Below are 24,976 nucleotides of genomic sequence, written 5' to 3' on the forward strand. Positions count from 1 at the left end.
CTGGGAGAAGTCTTTTCGCGCCCTTATACTATGACAAACGTGCACAAAGGCTCTGCTGGTGTGTGCAGAACGATCACTGGGCGGAGGGTGCCCCATGACGATGGACGCGGCTCGGCCCGACCCGTCCCGCCCCGGCCCGGCGGCGGACGGACAGTGGGTGCGCACGAGTGATCTGCGCCCGCTGCTCACCGCGATGAAGGCCTTGTGCGACGGTGATTTCACGGCGCAGGTGGAAGACCCGCGGAGGCGGGACGGCGGCGTCCCGCCGGACCCGGTGGTCGCCGAACTGGGCGGGGTCTTCACACAGATCGTTGCGCGGAACACGCATCTCGCCTCGGAGCTCCAGCGCATGCGCCACGAGATCATCCGGCAGGGCCGGCTGGACGAACGGATATCCGCGAGTCCAGGCGCGGGAACCTGGACGACGAACGTCGAGGCCGCCAACAAGGTGCTCGAAGCGCTGGTGGGGCCCCTCGCCGAGGCCACGCGGGTCCTTGATGCCGTCGCGGACGGCGATCTGACCCAGCACGTCGATCTGCACGACGGAAGCCGCCAGCTCCACGGTGACCTGCGCCGCCTGGGCATCGGCGTGAACCGCATGGTCGACCAGCTCTCCCGGTTCACCGGCGAGGTGACCCGGGTAGCCCGCGAGGTCGGGACCGAGGGGCGCCTCGGCGGCCGGGCCAAGGCACAGGGCCTGTCGGGCGACTGGCTCCATGTGACCGAAGCGGTCAACACGATGGCGTCCCGGCTGACCGCTCAGGTGCGGGACATCGCGGTCGTGACGACGGCGGTGGCACGCGGCGACCTGACGCAGCAGGTGACGGTCGAAGCGACCGGCGAGCTGCTGGAGCTGAAACTCACCGTCAACACGATGGTGGACCAGCTGCGGGCGTTCGCCGACGAGGTGACCCGGGTAGCCCGTGAGGTCGGCACCGAAGGCCAGCTCGGCGGCCGCGCCCAGGTCAGGGGCGTATCCGGGGTCTGGAAAGACCTCACGGACAACGTCAACTTCATGGCATCCAATCTGACCTCCCAGGTCCGCAGCATCGCCCAGGTGACCACCGCCGTCGCCAACGGCGACCTCAGCCAGAAGATCACCGTGGACGCGCGGGGCGAGATCCTGCAGCTGAAGTCGACGATCAACACCATGGTCGGCCAGCTCTCCGCCTTCGCCGACGAGGTCACCCGCGTCGCCCGCGAAGTCGGCACCGAAGGCCAGCTCGGCGGCCGCGCCCAGGTCAGAGGCGTATCCGGGGTCTGGAAAGACCTCACGGAGAGCGTCAACTTCATGGCCGACAACCTGACCTCCCAGGTCCGCAACATCGCCCAGGTCGCCACCGCCGTCGCAGAGGGTGACCTCGGCAAGACGATCACCGTGGAGGCCAAGGGCGAGATTCTGGAGCTGAAGTCGACGATCAACACCATGGTCGACCAGCTCTCCGCCTTCGCCGACGAGGTCACCCGCGTCGCCCGCGAAGTCGGCACCGAAGGCAACCTGGGCGGTCAAGCGCAGGTCAGGGGCGCTTCCGGGGTCTGGAAAGACCTCACGGACAACGTCAACTTCATGGCACTCAACCTGACCTCCCAGGTCCGCAACATCGCCCAGGTGACCACCGCCGTCGCCAACGGCGACCTGTCGAAGAAGATCGATGTCGATGCGCGCGGCGAGATCCTGGAACTCAAGGACACCGTCAACACGATGGTCCAGCAGCTGAGGGCCTTCGCGGACGAGGTGACCAGGGTCGCCCGAGAGGTCGGCACCGAAGGGCGCCTCGGCGGCCGTGCCCAGGTCCACGGAGTCTCCGGGGTCTGGGAGAACCTCACCGACAATGTCAACTTCATGGCCGACAACCTGACCTCCCAGGTCCGCAACATCGCCCAGGTCGCCACCGCCGTCGCAGAGGGTGACCTGTCCAAGAAGATCGACGTGGACGCGCGCGGCGAGATCCTGGAACTCAAGACCACGATCAACACGATGGTCGACACCCTCTCCTCGTTCGCATCCGAGGTCACGCGAGTGGCCCGAGAAGTGGGCAGCGAGGGGCAGTTGGGCGGCCAAGCCCGCGTGGAAGGCGTCTTCGGAACGTGGAAGCAGCTGACCACCAGCGTCAACGACCTGGCGCTGAACCTGACCACCCAGGTGCGCGCGATCGCCGAGGTCGCCAGCGCCGTTACACAGGGTGACATGTCCGGCTCCATCTCCGTGGAGGCCCAGGGCGAGGTCGCCACCCTGAAGGACAACATCAACCTCATGGTGGCGAACCTCCGTGAGACCACTCGGGCCAAGGACTGGCTGGAGTCCAACCTGACCCGTATCGCCGGGCTCATGCAGGGCCACCGCGACCTGGTCGAGGTCGCCGACCTGATCCTCCGCGAACTGACCCCTCTGGTGAACGCCCAGTACGGCGCGTTCTTCCTGGCCGAGGCGGGCACGGAACCGGGTGAGGATCTTGAGCTCCTGGCCGGCTACGGCACCGGTCAGGAAGAAGGCCGCCGCCCGCGCCCCCGGCTCAGCCTCGGCACCCCCGGCTGGGGTCTGATCACCCAGGCCGTCATGGAGAAGCGGCGGATCCTCGTCGACGCGGTCCCCACGGACTACATCACCATCAGTTCCGGCCTCGGCGCCGCGCCCCCGGCCAGCGTCGTCATCCTGCCGATCCTCTTCGAGGACCGGGTGCTCGGGGTCATCGAGCTCGCCTCGTTCAGCCGCTTCAGCGAGGTCCACCTCGCCTTTGTCGACCAGTTCGTCAACACCATCGGCGTTTCCATCAACACCATCCTCGCCAACTCCCGTACCGAGTCCCTCCTCTCCGAGTCCCAGCGCCTCACCGCCGAACTGCGCCAGCGCTCGGACGAGTTGCAGCTCACCAACGCCAAGCTGGAGGAGAAGGCGGCACTGCTGGCCACGTCCTCCCAGTACAAGTCGGAATTCCTGGCGAACATGTCGCACGAATTGCGCACACCCCTCAATTCGCTCCTCGTGCTGTCCCGGCTCCTCGCCGACAATCCCGACGACCGGCTCTCCGCGCAGGAGGTGGAATTCGCCGTCACCATTCACCAGGCGGGCTCCGACCTGCTGCAACTGATCAACGACATCCTCGATCTTTCGAAGATCGAGGCGGGCCGGATGGATGTGCATCCCAAGACGCTGCCGCTGGTCAAACTGCTCGATTACGTACGGGCGACGTTCCAGCCGCTCGCCCTCGACCGCGGCCTGTCGTTCGACATCAAGGTCGGCGGGAACGCACCCCGGGAACTCTTCTCCGACGAGCAACGTCTCCAGCAGATCCTCCGCAACCTCCTCTCCAACGCGGTGAAGTTCACCTCGTCCGGCGGAGTGGAACTGTTCGTCGAACGCGCGGCGGCCTCGGACTTCGAGGAGGAAACGCTGCGCAACGCCGACGCTGTCATCGCCATAGCCGTCAAGGACACCGGAATCGGCATCCAGCCGGAGATGCTCGACGGGATCTTCGAAGCGTTCCAGCAGTCCGACGGCGCCACCAACCGCAAATTCGGCGGCACCGGGCTCGGCCTCTCCATCAGCCGGGACATGGCGGCCCTGCTCGGCGGCCGGATCATCGCCGAGAGCGAGCCGGGCGTCGGCTCCACCTTCACTCTCTTCGTCCCCGCCCACTACACGAGCCCTTCCTCCCCCGCCCTCCCCGCGGCGGAACCGCGCCCCGCGGGCTCCACCGCCCGGGCCGTCACCGCACTCGCCACCCAGGCGGGCCGGCCCGCCATCCAGCCCGTGCCCGCGCAGATCGATGTATTCAGCCATCCGGAACCCGTGCCCCATCCGGGAACCCGGCCCGGCCATGACGACGACCACGTCAGCTGGCCGGAGACGACCCGGCTCAAGGACTGGCTGAGCGGTCGCGCCGCCGGGGTGCTGGCCAACCGCCGCATCCTCATCGTCGACGACGACATCCGGAACGTCTTCGCACTGACACACGTTCTGGGCCGCGTCGGCATCAGCGTCAAGTACGCCGAGAACGGCCGCGAGGGCCTTGAGGTCCTTGACCGGACCCCTGACGTCTCACTGGTGCTGATGGACATCATGATGCCCGAAATGGATGGGTACGAGATGATCGCGGCGATCCGGCGCACACCTCGTTTCGCGCAGTTGCCGGTCATCGCGCTCACCGCCAAGGCCATGCCCGGCGATCGCGAGAAGGCCATCGAGAGCGGCGCGAACGACTACGTACCCAAGCCGGTGGACGTCGACCGGCTGCTGTCGGTGATCTGCCAACTCCTCGACCCACAGGCCGACTCGCCGGATCCAGGGCCGGACTCCTCCGACGAGGACACCACAGGGCAGGCATCATGACGACGCCTCAGGGCGCGCCGTCGGACGCCTCCAGCATCCTCATCGTCGACGACATGGAGGAGAACCTGGTAGCCCTTGAAGCCGTACTCGGCTCGCTCGCCCGAGTGGTCCGCGCGCACTCGGGCGAGGAAGCACTCAAGGCGATGCTGCGCCAGGACTTCGCGGTCGTGCTCATCGACGTCCTGATGCCGGGCATGAACGGCTTCGAGACCACCGCCAACATCAAGGGCCTCGACCAGACGAAAGACATCCCGATCATCCTGCTGACCGGGGCCGCAGCCGATCCGAACTACGCCTACCACGGCTATACGGTCGGCGCGGCCGACTTCCTGATCAAGCCGTTCGACCCCTGGCTGCTACGGACCAAGGTCAATGTCTTCCTGGACCTGCACCGTAAGAACCGCCAACTCGCCCAGCAGGCAGAACAGTTGAAGCGTCTCCTGACGACAGAGACCGGCCCGGTACCCCCGGAACCCCCAGTGCGCAACCGGGTCGCCGAGGTCTCCGCTCAACTCGCCCGGGTGGAACTCCTGCTCCGCGAAACGGACGGCCCCGAATCCGCGGGCCTCGCAGACCGGATCGCCGAACTGGAGCGGGCCGTGGGACACCTGCTGGAGTCCCCGGAGAGCTAGGAACGCGCTCGGCGCCCCGGCGCACCCCGTCACGGCCGGGGCTGTGTCACCCCCTGAAGGAGCTTCTCCCGCCCCCACGCGCCCAGCGGCTCCAGCGCCTCGTTGAGCGTGACACCCAGCGGGGTCAGCGAGTACTCGACGCGGGGCGGCACCTCGGCGTGCACCTCGCGGTGCACGATGCCGTCCTCCTCCATCTCCCGAAGATGCGACGTCAGCACCTTCTCGGTGATGCCCGGCACCTGTCTGCGCAGCTCACCGAAGCGGTAGGTCTGCTCGTTGAGCGCCCACAGGATCAGCCCCTTCCACTTGCCGCCGACCACATCCATCGCGGCGTCGATCCCACAGACATACGCCCCCGGCCTCCGCGCGGCCCCCATGCCCCACCCCTCCCACCTGGTCGATCACCTGGTCACTCACCTGGTCACTCACCCCGGGGTAACCACCCACTTCGAAGTGGGTACTTGATCACTCCACGGCTCACGGGAAGCCTAGTCGTCATGACTGACACCCCGCAGAACAGCCCGCTCACCCTTCTCGGCCTGGGCGCCATGGGCACCGCGCTCGCCCGCACCTGGCTCGACGCCGGACACCCCCTGACCGTCTGGAACCGCACCCCCGCCCGCACCGAACCCCTCGCCGCCCTCGGCGCCCGCGCCGCCGGGACCGCCGCCGAAGCGGTCGCCGCGAGCGATCTCGTCGTGCTCTGCCTTCTCGACGACGCCTCGGTCGAGGAGGCGCTCGACGACGTGGACCTCACCGGAAAGGACCTGGTCAACCTCACCACCGGCACCCCCGGCCAGGCCCGTGCCCGCGCCGCCTGGGCCCAGGAGCGGGGCGCCCGGTTCCTGGACGGCGGCATCATGGCGGTCCCGCCGATGATCGGCGTACCGGAGTCCGGCGGCTACATCTTCTACAGCGGCTCCCGCGCCCTCTTCGACGCCCGCCGGCACACCCTCGCCGTGCCCACCGGCGTGAAGTACGTCGGTGAGGACGCGGGCTTCGCCGCGCTCCAGGACGTGGCGCTGCTGAGCGCGATGACGGGCATGTTCGCGGGCCTCTCCCACGCCTTCGCGCTGGTCCGCAAGGAGAACATCGACCTGCCGGAGTTCGCCGCGCTGCTCGTCGACTGGCTCGTCGCCATGGTCCCGGCCACGCACACGACGGCCGAGGAGCTGACGAGCGGCGACTACACCAAGGACGTCGTCTCGAACCTGGCCATGATGGTCACGGGCAACACCACCCTGCTGCGTACCGCCGAGGAGCAGCGCGTCAGCAGCGAACTGCTGCTGCCCTACATGGACCTGATGGAGCGCCGGGTGAAGGACGGCCACGGCGACGAGAGCGGCACCGGAGTGATCGAACTCCTCGGCCGCTGACCACGGGCCGCCGACCACGGGACCTGGGTCCAGCGGACGAGCCGCGTAGTCCTCGGGTCGGAGGCGTTCCCGGCCCCCGTCTGCGTACCGTCGAGGTATGACACTCGATCTCGACGCCTATTTCGCCCGCATCGGCTGGACCGGGGAGCGCCGCCCCACCGTGGAGGTGCTGCGGTCCGTGCACCGGGCCCACATGCTCGGCATCCCGTTCGAGAATCTGGACCCCGTCCTCGGTTCCGCGCCCTCGCTCGCGCTCGCGGACCTGGAGGCGAAGCTCGTCCGCGGTGAACGCGGCGGGTACTGCTACGAGCACAACACCCTCTTCGCCGCCGCCCTGACCCAGCTGGGTTTCCACGTGACGCTGCTCGCCGCCCGCGTGGTGCTGGGAGCCGCACCCGGTGACATCCGCCCGCGTACGCACATGCTGATGAAGGTGGAGGTGGACGGCGAGCCCACCCCGTATCTCGCCGATGTCGGTTTCGGGTCCAGCGGTGCGCTGCTGGAGCCGATGCCGCTGGTGGAGGGCGCGGAGGTGTCCGACACCCCGCGCCACCACCGGCTCGTGCACGCCCCGCACGTCGGGCCGCTGGAGCTGTGGGAGCTCCAGACGCAGAAGGGCGGGGTCTGGGAGCCGCAGTACGAGTTCACCCTGGAGCCGTTCGAGGCTCCCGACTACGAGGTCATCAACTGGCACATCGCGACCAACCCGCGCTCCCCGTTCAGCCAGGCGGTGTACGCGCAGCGCACCACGCCCGGGGCCCATCTGGCGCTCTCGGGCCTGGACCTCGTGGAGACGGCCGCGGACGGCACGGTCAAGGAACGGCAGCTGGCGGATTCCGCCGAGGTGCTGCGGGTGCTGGCGGACGACTTCACCATCCGGCTCCCGGAGGGCACCCGCCTCCCTGAGTGAGGCCCCGGGCCAGACCCCCGCGTGGCGCATCTCACCCGGGGGCGCCCGCCGGGCCCCTCACGCCCGCATTCCAAGCCGCGACGCCACCCCGACCGGCCCTTCCCACGGTCCGGGGCGGTGGGCGGTCTGCCGATGGAAGACGGGCCGCGCCGGAGGGACGCCCCGATGGGAGGAACCGGGCGGGAATCTCCGCGCACCCGGCGAAACACGGTCGTAAGCTCGCAGACATGCAGGTCATCCAGTCCACGAAGCTCTCCGGCGTCTGTTACGAAATCCGGGGTCCGGTGCTCGAGGAGGCGATGCGGCTGGAAGCAGCAGGTCACCGCATCCTCAAGCTCAACACCGGCAACCCCGCCGCGTTCGGATTCGAGTGCCCGCCCGAGATCCTCGAAGACATACTGCGCAACCTCTCCGGGGCGCACGGCTACGGCGACGCGAAGGGCCTGCTGTCCGCGCGCCGTGCGGTGATGCAGCACTACCAGACCAAGGGGATCGACCTCGACGTCGAGGACATCTACCTCGGCAACGGCGTCTCCGAGCTGATCCAGATGTCGATGCAGGCGCTGCTCGACGACGGCGACGAGGTGCTCGTACCCGCTCCGGACTATCCGCTGTGGACCGCGTCCGTCTCGCTGGCCGGCGGTACGGCCGTGCACTACCGGTGCGACGAGCAGGCCGACTGGATGCCCGACCTCGCCGATATCGAGCGGAAGATCACCGACCGCACCAAGGCGATCGTGATCATCAATCCGAACAACCCGACCGGCGCGGTGTACGACGACGAGATGCTGCGCGGGCTGACGGAGATCGCCCGGCGCCACCAGCTGGTCATCTGCTCGGACGAGATCTACGACCGCATCCTCTACGACGGCGCGACGCACACGCCGACCGCCGCGATCGCTCCCGATCTGATGGTGCTGACCTTCAACGGCCTGTCCAAGAACTACCGGGTCGCCGGTTACCGCTCCGGCTGGCTGGCGGTCTGCGGCCCGAAGGCGCACGCCACGTCGTACATCGAGGGGCTGACGATCCTCGCCAATATGCGGCTGTGCGCCAACATGCCCTCGCAGCACGCGGTGGCCACGGCGCTCGGCGGACGCCAGTCGATCAACGATCTGGTGCTGCCCGGCGGACGCATCCTGGAGCAGCGGGACGTGGCGTACGACCTGCTGACGCAGATCCCCGGGGTGACCTGTGTGAAGCCGAAGGGGGCGCTGTATCTGTTCCCCCGGCTCGACCCGAAGGTCTACAAGATCAAGGACGACCGGCAGATGGTGCTCGACCTGCTGCGGGCCGAGAAGATCATGGTGGTGCACGGTACGGGGTTCAACTGGCCCGAGCCCGATCACTTCCGGATCGTGACGCTGCCGCCTGCCAAGGATCTCGTCGCCGCCGTGACCCGGATCGGGAACTTCCTGGACGGTTACAGCCAGCCCTGAAACCTGTCGGAGCAAGCTTTGCCGGATCGCGCACAACTTTAGACTGAATCCAAGCTAGGATGGATCCACTGCAACGCCAGGAGGCCATCCCATGTACGAGCCGATCCGCACCAAGTCGGTCCACACGACGGCCGACGACGCCGATTTTCCGCACCGTACGCGTGAGGAAGAGCTGGACATCCAGCTCGCCGGGCACCTGGCCGCACTGCTCGCCGTCACCGACGAGCTGGGCCTCGGCCCGGCCGGTGACCGTATCGCCGAGCAGGTGGCCCGCCTCCGCGGTGCGCCGCCCGCACGGCACGCGGGCCTGACCGAAGCGTCCCCCGCCGCACTGCACCAGCGCGCCCACGCCCTCGCGGGCCGCGCCCTGGTGGTGGCCGCGTCCCGCGCGGACACGGCGGCGGCGATCCTGGCGGCGGAGCGCATGGACGCGCACGCTGCCGCCGCGGCCGACGCTCCGGCAGCCGCCCCCTCGCGCCTCGTCGGCGCCCACTGACGGCCCCGGTCCGCGGGCCTTCGGGGCGCGCGGACCGGGTGCCACTCATGTAGTGACCTGGACTGCCGGGAGCACTCCCCCGACAGAGGCCGCGGGACGCGACGCGGACCAGAAGCGCTCTCCCCGCAGGCAGCACCATGATCTCCTCGCAGCGGTTCAGGAGCTCGTCAATGAGGGCTTCCCCTCGACGCTCCGAGCGGGGAGGGCATGAACAACACCGAGTCTCCGACGAATGTTCGGATTCGATTCCCAGCGTGACTACACAGGGTGAGTAGTAGCCTGCGAGGCGTGAAGCTGGTGGTGAGGGTGAAGCTGCTACCAACGCCTGAGCAGGCGTTGGCACTTGCGGCGACCCTGCAGGCTTGCAACGAGGCGGCGAACTGGCTCTCCGGCCGGGCGTTCGACAGCGGGGTGACCTCCCGGGCGCGGCTGCAGGTCATGACCTACGCCGAGCTGAAGGCGCGGGGGCTGTCCGCACAGCCCGCCTTGCACGTGCTGCGCAAGACGGCCGACGCGTACACCACGCTGAAGGCGAATGCGAGGGCGGGGAATCTCGGTAAACCCTGCTCGAAGCTGCACGCCAAGGCCACCGGCAAGCCGATCGCGTTCCGGGCAGAGGCGGCCCAGCCGTACGACGACCGGTGCCTGTCCTGGCAGCACCAGGACCGTACGGTCTCCATCTGGACCACGACCGGACGCATGAAACACCTCGCCTTCACCGGCCAGGCCGAGCAACTCGCCATCCTAGCCTTGCACCGCAAGGGCGAATCCGACCTGCTGCTGCAAGGTGGTCAGTGGTACCTGATCGCCACGTGCGAGATCGAAGAGGCCGCACTCAACACCCATCCGGCCGGGTTCCTCGGCGTGGATCTGGGGATCGTGAACATCGCCTGCACTTCCACCGGTAAACGCCACAGCGGGCGGCACATCAACCGGCGCCGCGAGGCGGACCGAATGCTGCGCTCCAAGTTGCAGAAGAGGGGCACCAAGTCCGCCAAGCGGCGGGCGAAGAGGCACGCGGGCAAGGAAGCCCGGCGGGCCCGGGACATCAACCACAAGATCAGCAAGAGCATCGTGGCGGAGGCTCAACGCACCGCACAAGGAATCGCCCTGGAAGACCTGGGTGGTATCCGCGAGCGGGTACGGCTACGCAAGCCCCAACGCGTCACACTGCACTCCTGGTCCTTCCATCAGCTCGGCGCCTTCATCGCCTACAAGGCGCAGCGCACCGGCGTGCCACTGGTGTACGTAAATCCGGCGTACAGCAGCCAGGAATGCTCGCAGTGCCACCACATCGACAAACGCAACCGACCCGCACAGGCCCGGTTCGCGTGCAAATCCTGCGGCTTCGTTGAGCACGCGGATCTGAACTCGTCCCAGGTCATCAGCGAACGCGGCTGGGCAGCCTGGGTCCGCGGGGCCGAGTCACAGGCCCCCGCTCTCACCCTCATCGCGTGAGAGCTGGATGCAGCTGGGACCCGTCGAAGCCATCGGCGACCCGAGCAGCAAGCCCGGGACTCCAGTCCCGGGTAGTTGACCTGAGTCCCCCACAGGCTCTGCGATAGCGCGGATGTCCGGAAGGCCCAGCCGCGGGGTACGCGAAAGGGGCGGCACCCGAAGGCGCCGCCCCTCATGGAGCGTCAGCCGAGGCGCTGCACCAGCGCGCGGTACTCGTCCCACAGTTCCTTGGGCGCGTGGTCGCCGAAGGTGTTGAGGTGCTCGGGGACCAGCGCGGCCTCCTCGCGCCAGACCTCCTTGTCCACGTTGAGCAGGAAGTCCAGCTCGGACTCGGAGAGGTCCAGGCCCTTGGTGTCCAGGGCGCCCTTGGCCGGCAGGATGCCGATCGGGGTCTCGACGCCCTCGGCCTGGCCGTTGAGGCGCTCGACGATCCACTTCAGGACGCGGCTGTTCTCACCGAAGCCGGGCCACACGAACTTGCCCGCGTCGTTCTTGCGGAACCAGTTCACGTAGTAGATCTTCGGGAGCTTGGACTGGTCGGGCTTGTCCGCGCCGACCTTGATCCAGTGGGCCATGTAGTCGCCCATGTTGTAGCCGCAGAACGGCAGCATGGCGAACGGGTCGCGGCGCAGCTCGCCGACCTTGCCCTCGGCGGCGGCGGTCTTCTCGGAGGCAACGTTGGCTCCGAGGAACACACCGTGCTGCCAGTCGAAGGACTCGGTGACCAGCGGGACGGCCGAGGCGCGGCGTCCGCCGAAGAGGATCGCCGAGATCGGCACGCCCTTCGGGTCCTCCCACTCGGGCGCGATGATCGGGCACTGCCCGGCCGGCACCGTGAAACGGGAGTTCGGGTGGGCGGCGGGGACGCCGGACTCGGGGGTCCAGTCGTTGCCCTTCCAGTCCGTGAGGTGCGCGGGCGCCTCCTCGGTCATGCCCTCCCACCACACGTCGCCGTCGTCCGTCAGCGCGACGTTCGTGAAGACGGAGTTGCCGTACATCGTCTTCATGGCGTTGGCGTTGGTGTGCTCGCCCGTGCCCGGCGCGACGCCGAAGAAGCCGGCCTCCGGGTTGATCGCGTACAGCTGGCCGTCCTCGCCGAACCGCATCCAGGCGATGTCGTCGCCGATGGTCTCGACGGTCCAGCCCTCGATCGTCGGCTCCAGCATGGCGAGGTTCGTCTTGCCGCAGGCCGAGGGGAAGGCCGCCGTGACGTACTTCGGCTCGCCCTGCGGCGGCGTCAGCTTCAGGATCAGCATGTGCTCGGCGAGCCAGCCCTCGTCACGCGCCATGACGGACGCGATGCGCAGCGCGTAGCACTTCTTGCCGAGCAGGGCGTTGCCGCCGTAGCCGGAGCCGTAGGACCAGATCTCGCGGTCCTCGGGGAAGTGCGAGATGTACTTGGTGGTGTTGCACGGCCACGGGACGTCGGCCTCGCCCTCGGCGAGCGGTGCGCCAAGGGTGTGGACGGCCTTGACGAAGAAGCCGTCGTCGCCGAGCTCGTTCAGGACGGCCTGTCCCATGCGGGTCATGGTGCGCATGGAGACGGCGACGTACGCGGAGTCGGTGATCTCGACACCGATCGCGGAGAGCGGGGAGCCGACGGGGCCCATGCAGAACGGCACGACGTACATGGTGCGACCACGCATGGAGCCGCGGAAGACGCCGTCCTCACCGGTGAAGATGGCCCGCATCTCGGCGGGGGCCTTCCAGTGGTTGGTCGGGCCCGCGTCCTCCTCCTTGGCGGAGCAGATGTAGGTGCGGTCCTCGACGCGGGCGACATCGCTCGGGTCGGACGCGGCGTAGTACGAGTTCGGGCGCTTGGCCTCGTTCAGCTTCGTGAAGGTCCCCTTGGCGACGAGCTCGTCGCACAGGCGCTCGTACTCCGCCTCGGAGCCGTCGCACCAGACCACCTGGTCCGGTTCGGTGATCGCTGCGATCTCGTCGACCCAGGAGATGAGCTCCTGGTGATGGGTGGGAACAGTGAGGGGAGCCGCGATGTCGCGCGCCACGATCGCTCCTTGTCGAGGGTGTCTGCTGGAAGGCCCCGTGGGGGCTGCGACCCGGATGCTTCGAACCCTTCAAATTCCCATGGCGCTCATCCGGTGCCGACCGCACTCATTTGATCATCCGACTCTTGCGCCCATATGTCCAGGGGGCCGCACACGTGAGCATCGCCACTCCTGCCGGATACCTACGGGAGCGTAGGTAACATGCCGTTATGACTGCTGCTGCCGACGCCGCCGCCGAGCCCGTGTCCGCCGAGTCCGCACTCCTGCCGGTGAAGCCACACCTTCGTGGCTGGCTGCACGCCGGGATGTTCCCGGCGGTCCTGATCGCCGGGGTCACCCTGATCGCGCTGACGGACGGCACCCGGGCCAGGGTCGCCTGCACCGTGTTCGTCCTGAGCGCCTGCCTGCTGTTCGGCGTCAGCGCGATCTACCACCGCGGCACCTGGGGGCCGCGCGGCGAAGCGGTGCTCCGCAGGCTCGACCACGCAAATATCTTTCTGATCATCGCGGGCACCTATACCCCGCTGACCCTGCTCCTTCTCCCCGATTCCACCGGGCGGCCCCTTCTGTGGGCGGTATGGGTGGCAGCGCTCGCGGGAATCGCCTTCAGGGTGTTCTGGGTCGGCGCCCCCCGCTGGCTCTACACGCCCTGCTACATCGCGATGGGCTGGGCCGCGGTCTTCTTCCTCCCGGACTTCATGCGCAGCGGCGGCATCGCCGTGCTCGTGCTCGTCGTCGTCGGAGGGCTGCTCTACAGCGCGGGCGGCGTCATCTACGGGATCAAGCGCCCCAACCCGTCACCGCGCTATTTCGGCTTCCACGAGGTCTTCCACTCCCTGACCCTCGCGGCCTTCGCCGCGCACTACGTCGGCATCTCCCTGGTGGCGTACCAGCACGGGTAGAGCCGCGACCGGGGCCCCGGTCGACTCTCCGAGGCCCCGCACCCGCGCCGTCAGGCGCCCAGCTTCCGCGCCAGCTCCTCCGCGTCCGTGGTCGGCGCGTCGCACACGAAGTGCCGGCAGACGTACGCAGTGGGCTCGCCGCCCACCAGCGGCCGGTCGACCAGCAGCGGGAACTCACCGCCGCCCGGCGCGCCCGCCGCCACCACAGCGCCCGGCGCCCGGCCCAGCAGCGCGGCCCAGTGCAGCTCCCCGCCGACGGGCCCGGCGACCGCCACCTCGCGCGGCCCGTCCAGCAGCGCCTCGGCGACCGCCAGACCCCAGCCGATGAAACGGGGCGCACGCGGCCCGAGGGCCTTGACGACACCCAGCGCGCCTTCCGCGGCCGTGCGGTGCGCCTCCGAGCCGGTGTGGGCCGCGTACGAGAGCAGCGCGCCCGCCGCCGCCGTCCAGCCCGCCGGGGTGGCGCTGTCGGTGGGGTCCTGCGGCCTGCGGATCAGCTGCTCGGCGTCGTCGGCCGTGTCGTAGAGCTGGCCGCCCTCGCCGGTGAAGCGTTCCAGCACGATGTCGAGCAGGAAGCCCGCGAACTCCAGCCAGACGCCCTCGCCGGTCACGGCGGCCAGCGCGAGGAAGCCCTCCGCCACGTCGCCGTAGTCCTCCAGCACCCCGGCGTGCCCGCCCTCGCGGCCGTCCCTGGAGGTCCGTGACAGCCGGGCCACGTCGCCCATGTGTACGCGGACGAGCAGGTCGGCCGCCTCGGTGGCCCGCTCGATCAGATCGGGCCGCTCGAAGTACGCCCCCGTCTCGGCGAGCGCGGCGATCACCAGGCCGTTCCAGGCGGCGACGACCTTGTCGTCGCGCCCCGGCCGCACCCGCGTCCCGCGCGCCGCCAGCAGCCGGGCCCGTACACCGGCGACCCGCGCCGGGTCGGCCTCCTGCGCCGTGCGCGGCAGCTGGAGGACGGAGGCACCCTCCTCGAAGGTGCCCTCCTCGGTGACCCCGAAGAGCTCGGCGGCGAACGCGGCGTCCTCCTCCCCCAGGACCTCCCGCAGCTGCCCGGCCGTCCACACGTAGTAGGCGCCCTCGATGTGGCTGCCGTCCTCGGCCTCGCTGTCGGCGTCGAGCGCCGAGGCGTAACCGCCCTCCGTCGTACGCAGTTCGCGCACCATGAAGTCGGCGGTCTCCAGCGCGATCCGGCGGGCCTGCTCGGAGCCCGTGGCACGCCAGACGTGGGCGTAGACCCGGCAGAGCAGCGCGTTGTCGTACAGCATCTTCTCGAAGTGCGGCACCAGGGCGCCGTCGGGCCGCTGCCGCAGTACGTACCGGTGGAAGCCGCCGCCCAGCTGGTCGAAGAGGCTGGAGCGCGCCATGGCCCCGCAGATCCCCCCGGCCATCTCCAGCGCGCCTTCGGACCCTGTCCGGGCGTGGTGGCGCAGCAGGAACTCGATCGTCATGCTCGGCGGGAACTTGGTGTCGCCCGCCCCGAGCCAGCCGCTCTCCGTGTCGTACTCCCGGCTGATCCCGAGCAGTGCCTGAGCGAGCTCCGCCTCGCCGGGGAGCCCGTCACCGGCGCCGGAGACCAGCTGCCGTGCGGCCAGATCACGGGTGATCTTCTCCGCGACCTCCCCGACCTCCTCGCGCCGGTCCGTCCACGCGGTGTGGACGCCCTCCAGCACCTGCTGGAAGGAGGGCAGGCCGTGCCGGGGCGCGGGCGGGAAGTACGTACCGAAGTAGAACGGCTCGCCGTCCGGGGTCATGAAGACGGACATGGGCCAGCCGCCCTGCCCGGTCGCCGCCTGAACCGCCTCCATGTAGACGGCGTCCACGTCGGGACGCTCCTCGCGGTCCACCTTCACCGAGACGAAGTGCTCGTTCATATAGGACGCGGTCGTCGCGTCCTCGAAGCTCTCGTGCGCGAGCACATGGCACCAGTGGCACGAGCTGTATCCGACGCTGAGGAACACCGGCACGTTGCGCCGGCGGGCCTCCTCGAAGGCGGCGGGCTCCCACTGCCACCAGTCGACGGGGTTGTCCGCGTGCTGGAGGAGGTACGGGGACGTGGCGTGCGCGAGTCGGTTCGGCATGCCCCAATCCTTGCGTACGCGGCGGAGCGCCGCCCACACGCCACGTCAGAGCGCCGAACCGCGCCCCTCGGTCACCCTGGCCGCGAAGGCGTCCAGGTTTCCCGTCATGCGCGCGAGGCGCTCCTCGACGGTCAGGGACTCCTCGTAACGCCCGGTCCGCAGCTTCGGCTGGCGCTTGCCGCGCACATACAGCGGGCACGCGAGGTCCGCGCAGATGTAGATGCCGACGGTGTTGCCCTCACGGCCCTTCGCACCGGCCAAGGGGGCGGCGAGCAGGGAGACTCCGGAGGAGGCGTGTCCCGTCAGACAGACCTGGCAGAGGCTGGACTTCACGGCGCTGGTGCGTCGCACGGAGGGGACGCGCAGCGAGAATCCCAGGGGCCCGTCCGCGCGGGGGATCACGATATGGGCCCGCAGCGGGGCGCCCGGATCGACCCAGCCCAGGAAGTCCAGGTCCTCCCACGGCAGTTCGCCGAAGTCGAGCGGCAGCTTGAGCCGGGCCGCCTCACCCTTGGTGCAATTCACGAAGGATGACCGGATGTGTCGTTCACTGAGCGGTTCCACGGGCGTCGACACTACGTGCCCGATGAATGCGTCGCATCCCGATATTCGCCACTCCGGCGCGAACCGATCGGCATGAGGGCAGGAGATACGGGGAAGGCGTCTGCGCAAACAAGGGGGACGCATGCGGGACAGCCATCGGGCCGAAGCCGAGAGGCTACTGGTACGCGCCGTGGAGGAAGAGGCGCGCCGGACCGGCGGGCGGAGCGACTCGGGCGCGCTGCTGGCCCGCGCGCGGGCCGCGCTCGACACCATGGCGGCGGGCGCGGACGAGGAGTACGCCGCGTATGTACAGGCACTCGACGCGACGGAGGCGGGGCAGCAGCCGCTGTCGCAGAGGTTCAGCAGGTCGACGCTCGGAACGCCCCTGCTGGTCACGGGAGTTGCCTCCGCAGCCGCCTTCGGCGCGGACCTCGCGCTCGGCACGGCCACCGGTCTCGCCCTCGGCGCGGGCGCCGTCGTCGCCGTCGCGGGCACCGCGGCCACCGTCGCCAAGGTGACCGCCTCCCACTGGCCCGCGGCCCACCGCAGGGCGGGCGCCCTGAGCCAGCCGGGCGGCCCCGAACAGCTGCGGCTCCAGTGGCTGGCGGCGCTGGAGGTACGGGGCATCCGCCCGTACCTCGACCAGCAGCGGATGCTCACCGCCTCCGCCCGCCCCGCGAAGAAGGCCGCCGCGTCCGTCGTACCGCAGCTGCGCGGGGCGGATCGCAGCGCGGCGGCCCGCACCCGGTCGCTCCTCCAGCAGTCCTTCGGCCAACTGCCGTCCAACGAGGGTCCGTTCGCAGGCCGCCGCACGGAGCTGGCGCAGATCGCCCAGTGGGTGCGTACGGCACGCGCGGCCACGGAGACCCGGCCGACGGTCGTGGTGCTGCACGGTGCGCCGGGTACCGGACGCACGGCACTGGCCGTACGGGCCGCGCACGCCCTCAAGGACCAGTTCCGGGGCGCGTGCGTCGTCGATCTGCGCGGAGACGTGGCCGGGGAGACCCCCCTGCCGACCCGCGACGCCCTGCTGCACCTGCTCAACCGGCTCGGCGCGCCCCGCGAGCAGCTGCTCTTCCGGGAGAGGGCCTCCGCCGAGCAGCAGGTACGGCGGCTGAGCGAGCTCTACCACCAGCACCTCACCGGCATGCCCGTCACCATCGTCCTGGACGACGCCACCGACGCCGCCCAGGTCCGCACGCTCCTGCCGGAACGTTCCGACAGCCTGGTGCTCGTCACCGCCCGCGAACCGCTCGACCTGCCCGACTCCGTCCCGGCCTGGGTGCACCAGCTGCCCGTGGGCGGCCTGGACCCGGCGGGCGCCGAGGAACTGCTGCGCGAGGTGGCAGGCGATGAGGAGGCCGGACCGTACGACTACCCGTCCACGGACACGGTCGTCGAGCTGTGCGGCGGGCTGCCGCTGGCCCTGCGCATAGCGGGCTCCGCGCTCGGCGCCCGCACCCGCGGCGCCCTCGCCGCCGACCTCGCCGCCTACGGCCCGGTCGCACCGGCCGAGCGCGCTCTGTGGCTGCGCTACACCGACCAGCCCGAGCAGGCCAGGCGGCTGCTGCGGCGGCTCGCCCTGGCCGGCCGGGCGAGCCTGGGCGCGGCGGCCGCCGCCGCCCTGCTGGCCACGGACGAGCAGGAGGCCGAGCGGCTGCTGACGACGCTGGCCGGGGCCGGTCTCCTCTCCCACGTACGTGGCTCGCGCTACCGGCTGCACGATCTCGTACGGGGCTTCGCCCTGGCCCGGCTGCTCGACGAGGAGGAGCCGGCCGACCGCACCGCCGCCCAGGAGCGGCTGATCCAGAGCTACGCGGAGCTCGCGGACGCGGTGATCCGCATGGTCGACGGCAAGATGTCCACCCGCGCCGGCCAGTTCGGGGCCCACGGCTTCAGCTCGCTGGACGCGGCGCTGCGCTGGCTCGACGACGAGTCGAGCTTCATCACCTCGGCCCTGCGGCACGCGGAGGACGTCGACCAGGGCGCCGTCCTCCATCTGCTGGGCGCCCTGTGCGACTACTGCCTGCTGCGCGGGGACCTCTACCGCCTCGGTGAGATCAGCGAGCTGACGCAGGCCGTCGACAAGGGGCTGCTGGAGCGCTCGGTCCAGTGGCGTACGGGCATCGCGGCCCGGCAGCTCGGCGAGCTCGACAAGGCCCGCACCACTCTGTCCTCCGTCGTCGGCCTGTACCGCGAGGCGCAGAACGACGCGGGCGCGGCGCTGGCCCTCTGCTCGCTCGGCATCACCCTGCACCACCAGGGCAATCTCACGGAGGCGTCGGCGCGGCTGCGCGAGGCGCTGACCCTGCAGTCCTCCGACGAGCAGGCCGAGGACCGCGCCTGGTCGCTGCACGCCCTGGCCGCCGTCGAGCGCGACCGGGCCAACCTGGCGGAGGCCCTGACGCTGCTCGACACCGCGCTGAGGCTGCACCGGGAGGGCGAATCCCTGCACGGTGAGGCGTGGTCGCACTTCCAGCTCGGCCAGGTCTGTCTGCGGATGGGCGACGTGGCGCGGGCGGAGGACGAGCTGCGGACCGCGCTCGACCTCTACGGGCGCACCAGGGACGAACGCGGTGCGGCCTGGGCCCTGACCCAGCTGGCCCGGGCCCGGCTGCTCGACGACGACCCGGCGCCCGCGGCGGAGCAGTTGCGCCTCGCCCTGTCCCGGCACCGGGACAACGAGGACGCCCGGGGCGAGGCGTGGACGCGGTACTACCTGGGCCAGGCCCTGGAGGAGGAGGGCGACACCGACGAGGCGGTGCGGGAGCTGGAGCGGGCGCGCACGATGTTCTCCCGGATGCGGGATGTGTACGGGCTGGCGTGTGCCCGGCACCACTCGGGGCGGGTGACCCGCGACCAGCGGGCGGCGCGCACGGGCAACCTGCGCAACTCGGGCTTCGCCCGTCAGCTGCTGATGGACGCGCGGGCGGACTTCCGGCGCATCGGCGTCGCCCACGGGGAGGGCTGGACGTGCCTGGAGCTGGCGCTGATCGACGGGGGCAACAACCGGGCCGGTCAGGCGCTGGCCCTGTGCGACGAGGCGGTGGCGCTGTTCGCCTCGTACGGGGACGAGCGGGGCGGTGACTGGGCCCGCTTCCTGCGGTGCACGCTCCTGCCGTACGCGTCGCCCGGCGGCAGCGAGGTGGGGACTGCGGTGGCCCAGCAGGAACTGGCCGAGCTGGTGGCCGCGGGGCACGGGAGCCGGGACCCGAAGCTGGAGGACTGCGCGGAGTCGTTCGCCGTGATCCTGGGCCGTGGGGTGGACCTGGAGGACGGCTGGCAGGCGTGGAGCCTGGGGCTGACGCCGGGGCGGCACGCGCGGGAGGTCATGGGGGTTCCGGTGCCGTCCTGACCCCGGTCCCCTGGTTGCCCGTCCGTGGTTGGTCCGGGGCCCCTCCGGAGTGTCTCCTCGGGCAACGAACGTTCGGCGGGTCCGGATGGGAGCCCGGGTACTTGTTCGTCACCCTGCGGGGACCCTCCTGCACGGCCCCGGACCGGCCGGAGCGGAGCTGCGGGCCGTGCCACCCGGGGGTGCCAAGAAGCGCCGGGTGCCGCGCGTCCGCACGGCCCGGACCGGCCGGAGCGGGAGCTGCGGGCCGTGCCACCCGGGGTGCCGATACGTACCCGGTGACTCTGATCCGTGCCACCGGGCCGCAGGGGTCGGCGAGACGTGGGTGGGGCCGTGCAGGAGGGTCCCCGCAGGGGCGGGCGTAGGACCCGGGTTCGTTCGCTCCGTACCCGGGTGCCGCGCCCGTCCCGAGGAGACACTCCGGAGGGGCCCCACCCAACCACCCACCGGTCAGGCGGTGGACCTGCCCGACTCGGAGGCGGGGGCCGGAACCGGCGCCGCCTCCGGCTCCTGCTCCGGGGCCTCCTCGAAGTCGACCTTGCCCATGTGGCGGTTCATCGACTTCATCAGCAGCCACACGGCCACGGCGAGCGCGGCGAAGACGAGGAAGCCGAGGACGCCGGGAGTCACCTTGTCGTCGTCGACCCCCTTGGCGAGAGGGACGAGGTGGGTCAGTGCCTGGGTCGCGTACATATCAGGCATTGTCGCGGATGCCCGCGAAGAGGTCGCTCTCGGGGAGGGAGGTATCGACGAGAGACTTCGCCAGCTCGTACTCCTCGGTCGGCCACACCTCGCGCTGGACCTCCATCGGAACCCGGAACCAGCCGCCTTCCGGATCGATCTGCGTCGCGTGCGCGATCAGCGCCCTGTCGCGGATCTCGAAGAACTCGTCGCACGGAACGAACGTGGTCAGCGTCCTCTCCTCGCGCTGGAACTCCTTCCAGCGCTCCAGCCACTCCCCGTACGGGGACTCGAGACCGCGGGCGAGCAGCGCCTCGTGGAGGGCCACGGTGCGGGGCCGGTTGAAGCCCTGGTTGTAGTACAGCTTCTGCGGCGTGAACGCCGGGCCGAACTTCTCCTCGGGGAACCTCTCGGTGTCCGCCGCGCCGTCGAACGCGATCATCGAGATCGTGTGCGTCTTGATGTGGTCGGGGTGCGGGTAGCCGCCGTTCTCGTCGTACGTCGTGATGACCTGGGGCCGGAACGCACGGATCTTCGCGACGAGACGCCCCGCCGCCGTCTCGTCGTCCTCCAGTGCGAAGCAGCCCTCGGGCAGCGGCGGCAGCGGGTCGCCCTCAGGCAGACCCGAGTCGACGAAGCCGAGCCACTCCTGCTCGACGCCCAGGATCTCCCTGGCCTCGTCCATCTCCTTCTTGCGTACCTCGTGGATGTTCTCCTCGATGTACGTGTCCCCCTGGAGCTTCGGATTGAGGATGGAGCCGCGTTCGCCCCCGGTGCAGGTGACAACCAGCACGTCCACCCCCTCGGACACGTACTTGGCCATGGTGGCGGCGCCCTTGCTCGACTCGTCGTCGGGGTGGGCGTGAACGGCCATCAGGCGCAGCTGCTCAGTCAAGACTCGATCCTCAGTGATTGGTCGCGATGTGCGGCTTCTATAGTGACCGAACCGGGGGGCGGAAAATTCCTCGATCCCCGGCACAGGAGGAACGATCATGACTGCGGTACGCGAGGCGGTGCCCCAAGGGCGCTACGGCCGGTCCGAGGATCAGCGCGCCGACCGCAAGCTCAAGATCATCGGCTCGGTGCTGGGCGCGGGACTGCTGGGCGTGATCGTCTGGATCGGCTTCGACTACGTCGGTGGCCAGGACATCAGCGCCGAGGTCATCAAGTCCAAGGTCGTCTCGGACGACCGGGCCGAGGCCCACCTGGAGGTCCGCAAGGACCCGGACGCCGGTGGCTACTGCACGCTGCGCGCGCTGAGCGAGGACGGCGGCGAGGTCGCCCGCAAGGACTTCCGCTTCGACGAGCCGTCCGGCCGGATCGACCAGGTCGTCTCCCTGCGGACGACGTCGAGGGCCACCGCGGTCGAACTGCTGAGCTGCACCGCCGACGGCGGGGCTCCGCGCTGACCTGCTGGTCCGACGCGTTTGCCGTTTACCTTCTCCCCCTTTTCCTGCGGAATTGTTAGGCTCGTGGTTTCGCCCACCCGTGGAAGAACATGCTTCTGGGTAGGGCGATGCTTTGTATTCCCAGTACCGACGAGGAGCACCCTGTGACCCAGACCAGCGATAACGTCACCTGGCTCACGCCGGCGGCGTACAACCAGCTCAAGGCCGAGCTGGACTACCTGTCTGGTCCCGCGCGCACGGAGATCGCCGTAAAGATCGCGGCGGCCCGTGAGGAGGGTGACCTCCGGGAGAACGGCGGGTACCACGCTGCCAAGGAGGAGCAGGGCAAGATGGAGCTCCGGGTGCGCCAGCTGACGCAGCTCCTGGAGCACGCCAAGGTCGGCGAGGAACCCGCCGACGACGGCGTCGTCGAGCCCGGCATGATCGTGACGATCGCCTTCGACGGTGACCCGGACGACACCCTGGAGTTCCTGCTCGCCTCGCGCGAGTACGCGAGCTCGGACCTCGAGACGTACTCCCCGCAGTCCCCGCTCGGCACGGGCGTCAACGGCAAGCGGATGGGCGAGGACGCCGAGTACGAGCTGCCGAACGGCAAGATCGCCAAGGTGAAGATTCTCGCGGCGAAGCCGTACAAGGGCTGAGCCGTCCCGTAGCGGACAGCAGCGGGCCCCGGTCGTGCGTGCATGCACACGGCCGGGGCCCACTGTCGTACGAGGTCAGGCGGTCGCCGAGCGGTACTTGCGGACAGCCAAGGTCCGGAAGACCAGGATGATCACGGCGGACCAGATCAGTGAGGCCCAGACCGGGTGCTGCATGGGCCAGGCGTCGGAGGTCGACACGCCGGGGTTGCCGAAGAGTTCCCGGCACGCCTGGACGGTCGCGCTGAACGGGTTCCACTCGGCGATCGGCTGCAGCCAGCCCGCCATGTTCTCGGTGGGCACGAAGGCGTTCGAGATGAACGTCACCGGGAAGAGCCAGATCAGCCCGCCGGACGTGGCCGCCTCGGGGGTGCGTACGGACAGGCCGATCAGTGCGCCGATCCAGGAGAACGCGTACCCGAGGAAGAGCAGCAGCCCGAACGCGGCCAGTGCCTTCGCGAGGCCCTCGTGGATGCGCCAGCCGACGAGCAGCGCGACGATCGCGAGGACGACGACGGTCAGCGCGGTCTGTACGAGGTCGGCGAGCGTACGCCCGGTGAGCACCGCCCCACGGGCCATCGGCAGGGAGCGGAATCGGTCGATGAGTCCCTTGTGCATGTCGTCGGCGATGCCCGCTCCCGCGCCCGCCGTGGCGAAGGTGACGGTCTGGGCGAAGATGCCCGCCATCAGGAAGTTGCGGTATTCGGAGGGGCTGGTGGAACCGCCGATCATCATCGATCCGCCGAACACATAGCTGAACAGCACGACGAACATGATTGGCTGGATAAGGCCAAAAATGATCATCTCCGGGATCCGTGCCATCCGGATCAGATTGCGTTTGGCGACGACGAGCGAGTCGCTGACCGACTGCCCGATGCCGCCGCGCGGTCTGGGAGCCGGCACCTGGACGGTGTCCGTTACGGCGGTCACTTGACGGCCTCCTTGCCGTTCTCCCCGTTCGTCTCCAGCTCCGCGGCATGGCCGGTGAGCGACATGAAGACGTCGTCGAGGGTGGGCCGGCGCAGACCGATGTCGTCGATCTCGACGCCGCGGGCGTCGAGGTCGCGGATGACCTCGGCGAGCAGTTTGGCCCCGCCGCTGACCGGGACGGTCAGCTTGCGGGTGTGTGCGGCGACCGTGACCTCGCCCTGGCCGAGTGTGGTGAGCACCTCGCGGGCGGGTTCGATCTCGTCCCGCTGGTGGACGACGACCTCGACGCGCTCGCCCCCGGTGCGGGCCTTCAGCTCGTCGGAGGTGCCGCGGGCGATGACCTTGCCGTGGTCGATGACACAGATGTCGTCGGCGAGGTGGTCGGCCTCCTCCAGATACTGGGTGGTCAGCAGGAGTGTCGTACCGCCTGCCACGAGTTCCTGGATGACCTCCCAGAGCTGCTGCCGGTTGCGCGGGTCGAGGCCGGTCGTCGGCTCGTCCATGAACATGACGGGCGGGGAGACGACGAGCGCCGCCGCCAGGTCGAGGCGGCGGCGCATACCGCCGGAGTACGTCTTGGCGGTCCGGTCGCCCGCGTCGGCGAGGTTGAACCGCTCCAGGAGCTGCCCCGCCCTGGCCTTCGCGTCGCGGGAGCTCATCTGGTAGAGCTGCCCGACCATCTGGAGGTTCTCGCGGCCGGTCAGATACTCGTCGACCGCGGCGAACTGGCCGGAGAGCCCGATCGAGCGGCGGACTTCGTTGGGATGCTTCAGTACGTCGATGCCCGCCACGACCGCCGTGCCGCTGTCCGGCTTGAGGAGCGTCGTCAGGACGCGCACCGCGGTCGTCTTTCCGGCACCGTTGGGTCCGAGGAGGCCGAGGACCGTGCCTTCCGGCACGTCGAGGTCCACGCCGTCCAGTGCTCGTACGTCGCCGAAGGTCTTCACCAGACCTTCGGCGTATATAGCGCCTGGCATGTGGGATTCCCCCAGTTGCTTTTGGGTGACTTCCTTTGGAGATCCTAGGGAGATCCCGCGTGCCGCGCTCGGCGAAACCAAGGTTTCAGCGGCTTCTTGTGAGGAACCCGAGAGGCTTCAGCCCCGGGAAGAATCACATCCCGCAGTTTGAGGTGCGGAGCGGAGGCCTGTTGTCGGGCACGAACTGCCCGTACCGCCACCTGGCGGTACGGGATGCGGGGAAACGAACACTCGTTTACCGGGTCGCTTGATTGAGCGAAAATCATACAGATCCAGCTGATTTGTGCGACCGGCGGACTAATGTCCGGGGCATGAAGGTGGTGGTGCGGGTCAAGCTGCTGCCGACGCCCGTACAGACGTCGGCACTTGAGGCAACCCTGGCTGCCGGTAATGAGGCGGCTACCTGGGCGGCGTCGGTCGCGTTCGAGAAGAACACCTACCGGAACCTGCCCCTGCGCAGGCACACCTACCAGGAGATCAAGACCCGGTGGGGCCTGGGTGCGCAGGCCGCCCAGCACGCGATCAAGCGCACCTGCGACGCCTACACCACCCTCAAGGCAAACCTCCGCGCGGGCCGTTACGGTCGGCCCGGCTCGAAACGCCACACCCGCGCCTCCGGCAAACCGGTCGCCTTCCGCCCGCAGGCGGCGCTGCCCTACGACGACCGGATGCTGTCCTGGCAGCACGAGCCACGCACGGTGTCGGTCTGGACCACCAGCGGGCGGTTGAAGCACGTCGCCTTCATGGGGCAGGCCGGGCAGTTGGAGGTCCTGGCCCGGCACCGGCAGGGTGAGTCGGACCTGGTGCGGCAGG

General features: G+C 69.6%; 19 protein-coding genes and 1 pseudogene. 12 read left to right on the forward strand and 8 right to left on the reverse strand.

Annotated features, from left to right (window positions below; translation table 11 throughout):
- The first annotated feature begins 94 nt into the window (after positions 1-94).
- Both ACWGO0_RS24225 and ACWGO0_RS24230 read left to right on the forward strand, forming a co-directional pair.
- Positions 95-4,330, forward strand: a complete 4,236-nt coding sequence (locus tag ACWGO0_RS24225; RefSeq protein WP_453538712.1) for a HAMP domain-containing protein — start codon at positions 95-97, stop codon at positions 4,328-4,330.
- Positions 4,327-4,962, forward strand: coding sequence for a response regulator (locus tag ACWGO0_RS24230; protein WP_453538715.1), 636 nt, complete (start codon positions 4,327-4,329; stop codon positions 4,960-4,962). The genes ACWGO0_RS24225 and ACWGO0_RS24230 overlap by 4 nt, the downstream gene beginning before the upstream one ends.
- A gap of 29 nt (positions 4,963-4,991) precedes the next feature.
- Here ACWGO0_RS24230 and ACWGO0_RS24235 read toward each other — a convergent pair whose 3' ends face one another.
- A complete protein-coding gene (locus tag ACWGO0_RS24235; protein ID WP_453538718.1) occupies positions 4,992-5,339 on the reverse strand; it encodes a winged helix-turn-helix transcriptional regulator in 348 nt (115 codons plus the stop codon).
- Between the two features lie 120 nt (positions 5,340-5,459).
- Between ACWGO0_RS24235 and ACWGO0_RS24240 the strand changes: the two genes are divergently transcribed.
- The 5 genes from ACWGO0_RS24240 to ACWGO0_RS24260 all read left to right on the forward strand — a co-directional run bounded on the left by ACWGO0_RS24240 (position 5,460) and on the right by ACWGO0_RS24260 (position 10,641).
- The gene (locus ACWGO0_RS24240) at positions 5,460-6,338 is read left to right on the forward strand and encodes an NAD(P)-dependent oxidoreductase (RefSeq protein WP_453538721.1); all 879 of its coding nucleotides are present in this window, start codon (positions 5,460-5,462) and stop codon (positions 6,336-6,338) included.
- Positions 6,339-6,435: 97 nt separating this feature from the next.
- Positions 6,436-7,248, forward strand: a complete 813-nt coding sequence (locus ACWGO0_RS24245) for an arylamine N-acetyltransferase family protein (protein WP_453538724.1) — start codon at positions 6,436-6,438, stop codon at positions 7,246-7,248.
- 227 nt (positions 7,249-7,475) lie between these two features.
- Complete coding sequence (locus ACWGO0_RS24250; protein WP_453538727.1) at positions 7,476-8,687, forward strand: pyridoxal phosphate-dependent aminotransferase; 1,212 nt, start codon at positions 7,476-7,478, stop codon at positions 8,685-8,687.
- A 91-nt stretch (positions 8,688-8,778) separates the two neighbouring features.
- Positions 8,779-9,183: an SCO4983 family protein gene (locus tag ACWGO0_RS24255; RefSeq protein ID WP_453538730.1), complete on the forward strand. Its 405-nt coding sequence runs from the start codon at positions 8,779-8,781 to the stop codon at positions 9,181-9,183.
- A 288-nt stretch (positions 9,184-9,471) separates the two neighbouring features.
- On the forward strand, positions 9,472-10,641 hold the full coding sequence (locus tag ACWGO0_RS24260) for an RNA-guided endonuclease InsQ/TnpB family protein (protein WP_453538733.1): 1,170 nt from the start codon (positions 9,472-9,474) through the stop codon (positions 10,639-10,641).
- A 182-nt stretch (positions 10,642-10,823) separates the two neighbouring features.
- On the opposite strand, the gene ACWGO0_RS24265 is transcribed toward ACWGO0_RS24260, so the two are convergent.
- Positions 10,824-12,650 (reverse strand): phosphoenolpyruvate carboxykinase (GTP), encoded by a 1,827-nt coding sequence (locus ACWGO0_RS24265; RefSeq protein WP_453538736.1) that lies wholly within the window; start codon positions 12,648-12,650, stop codon positions 10,824-10,826.
- Positions 12,651-12,859: 209 nt separating this feature from the next.
- Here ACWGO0_RS24265 and trhA point away from each other — a divergent pair, with 209 nt between their 5' ends.
- Positions 12,860-13,552, forward strand: a complete 693-nt coding sequence (trhA, locus tag ACWGO0_RS24270) for a PAQR family membrane homeostasis protein TrhA (RefSeq protein ID WP_453538739.1) — start codon at positions 12,860-12,862, stop codon at positions 13,550-13,552.
- A gap of 50 nt (positions 13,553-13,602) precedes the next feature.
- Here trhA and ACWGO0_RS24275 read toward each other — a convergent pair whose 3' ends face one another.
- Positions 13,603-15,633, reverse strand: coding sequence for a thioredoxin domain-containing protein (locus ACWGO0_RS24275; RefSeq protein WP_453538742.1), 2,031 nt, complete (start codon positions 15,631-15,633; stop codon positions 13,603-13,605).
- A gap of 45 nt (positions 15,634-15,678) precedes the next feature.
- Positions 15,679-16,197: an FBP domain-containing protein gene (locus ACWGO0_RS24280; RefSeq protein WP_453538744.1), complete on the reverse strand. Its 519-nt coding sequence runs from the start codon at positions 16,195-16,197 to the stop codon at positions 15,679-15,681.
- 121 nt (positions 16,198-16,318) lie between these two features.
- Here ACWGO0_RS24280 and ACWGO0_RS24285 point away from each other — a divergent pair, with 121 nt between their 5' ends.
- Positions 16,319-19,531, forward strand: a complete 3,213-nt coding sequence (locus ACWGO0_RS24285; RefSeq protein WP_453538747.1) for a tetratricopeptide repeat protein — start codon at positions 16,319-16,321, stop codon at positions 19,529-19,531.
- 447 nt (positions 19,532-19,978) lie between these two features.
- Here the strand turns inward: ACWGO0_RS24285 and ACWGO0_RS24290 are convergent, their stop codons facing one another.
- Entirely contained in the window at positions 19,979-20,221 is a 243-nt protein-coding gene (locus ACWGO0_RS24290) for a hypothetical protein (protein ID WP_453538750.1), read from the reverse strand.
- 1 nt (position 20,222) lies between these two features.
- Positions 20,223-21,104: a mycothiol conjugate amidase Mca gene (mca, locus tag ACWGO0_RS24295; protein ID WP_453538753.1), complete on the reverse strand. Its 882-nt coding sequence runs from the start codon at positions 21,102-21,104 to the stop codon at positions 20,223-20,225.
- A gap of 97 nt (positions 21,105-21,201) precedes the next feature.
- On the opposite strand from mca, the gene ACWGO0_RS24300 reads away from it, so the two are divergent.
- Complete coding sequence (locus ACWGO0_RS24300; RefSeq protein WP_453538756.1) at positions 21,202-21,618, forward strand: DUF4307 domain-containing protein; 417 nt, start codon at positions 21,202-21,204, stop codon at positions 21,616-21,618.
- A 143-nt stretch (positions 21,619-21,761) separates the two neighbouring features.
- Positions 21,762-22,259 carry a transcription elongation factor GreA gene (greA, locus tag ACWGO0_RS24305; protein ID WP_328905518.1) on the forward strand — a complete coding sequence of 166 codons (498 nt, stop codon included), beginning with the start codon at positions 21,762-21,764 and terminating at the stop codon, positions 22,257-22,259.
- A gap of 75 nt (positions 22,260-22,334) precedes the next feature.
- On the opposite strand, the gene ACWGO0_RS24310 is transcribed toward greA, so the two are convergent.
- A complete protein-coding gene (locus ACWGO0_RS24310; RefSeq protein WP_453538760.1) occupies positions 22,335-23,186 on the reverse strand; it encodes an ABC transporter permease in 852 nt (283 codons plus the stop codon).
- A complete protein-coding gene (locus tag ACWGO0_RS24315) occupies positions 23,183-24,163 on the reverse strand; it encodes an ATP-binding cassette domain-containing protein (RefSeq protein ID WP_453538763.1) in 981 nt (326 codons plus the stop codon). The genes ACWGO0_RS24310 and ACWGO0_RS24315 overlap by 4 nt, the downstream gene beginning before the upstream one ends.
- 311 nt (positions 24,164-24,474) lie before the next feature.
- Here ACWGO0_RS24315 and ACWGO0_RS24320 point away from each other — a divergent pair.
- Positions 24,475-24,976 (forward strand): annotated as a pseudogene (locus ACWGO0_RS24320) (RNA-guided endonuclease TnpB family protein); the annotation flags it as partial.

It is taken from the genome of Streptomyces sp. NPDC055749 (genome assembly GCF_053617235.1).

Bases quoted from the DNA above. Each gene is read 5' to 3' on its own strand.
- ACWGO0_RS24225 (WP_453538712.1), top strand. From the start codon at position 95: ATGACGATGGACGCGGCTCGGCCCGACCCGTCCCGCCCCGGCCCGGCG.
- ACWGO0_RS24230 (WP_453538715.1), top strand. From the start codon at position 4,327: ATGACGACGCCTCAGGGCGCGCCGTCGGACGCCTCCAGCATCCTCATC.
- ACWGO0_RS24235 (WP_453538718.1), bottom strand. From the start codon at position 5,339: ATGGGGGCCGCGCGGAGGCCGGGGGCGTATGTCTGTGGGATCGACGCC.
- ACWGO0_RS24240 (WP_453538721.1), top strand. From the start codon at position 5,460: ATGACTGACACCCCGCAGAACAGCCCGCTCACCCTTCTCGGCCTGGGC.
- ACWGO0_RS24245 (WP_453538724.1), top strand. From the start codon at position 6,436: ATGACACTCGATCTCGACGCCTATTTCGCCCGCATCGGCTGGACCGGG.
- ACWGO0_RS24250 (WP_453538727.1), top strand. From the start codon at position 7,476: ATGCAGGTCATCCAGTCCACGAAGCTCTCCGGCGTCTGTTACGAAATC.
- ACWGO0_RS24255 (WP_453538730.1), top strand. From the start codon at position 8,779: ATGTACGAGCCGATCCGCACCAAGTCGGTCCACACGACGGCCGACGAC.
- trhA (WP_453538739.1), top strand. From the start codon at position 12,860: ATGACTGCTGCTGCCGACGCCGCCGCCGAGCCCGTGTCCGCCGAGTCC.
- ACWGO0_RS24275 (WP_453538742.1), bottom strand. From the start codon at position 15,633: ATGCCGAACCGACTCGCGCACGCCACGTCCCCGTACCTCCTCCAGCAC.
- ACWGO0_RS24285 (WP_453538747.1), top strand. From the start codon at position 16,319: ATGCGGGACAGCCATCGGGCCGAAGCCGAGAGGCTACTGGTACGCGCC.
- ACWGO0_RS24290 (WP_453538750.1), bottom strand. From the start codon at position 20,221: ATGTACGCGACCCAGGCACTGACCCACCTCGTCCCTCTCGCCAAGGGG.
- ACWGO0_RS24300 (WP_453538756.1), top strand. From the start codon at position 21,202: ATGACTGCGGTACGCGAGGCGGTGCCCCAAGGGCGCTACGGCCGGTCC.
- ACWGO0_RS24315 (WP_453538763.1), bottom strand. From the start codon at position 24,163: ATGCCAGGCGCTATATACGCCGAAGGTCTGGTGAAGACCTTCGGCGAC.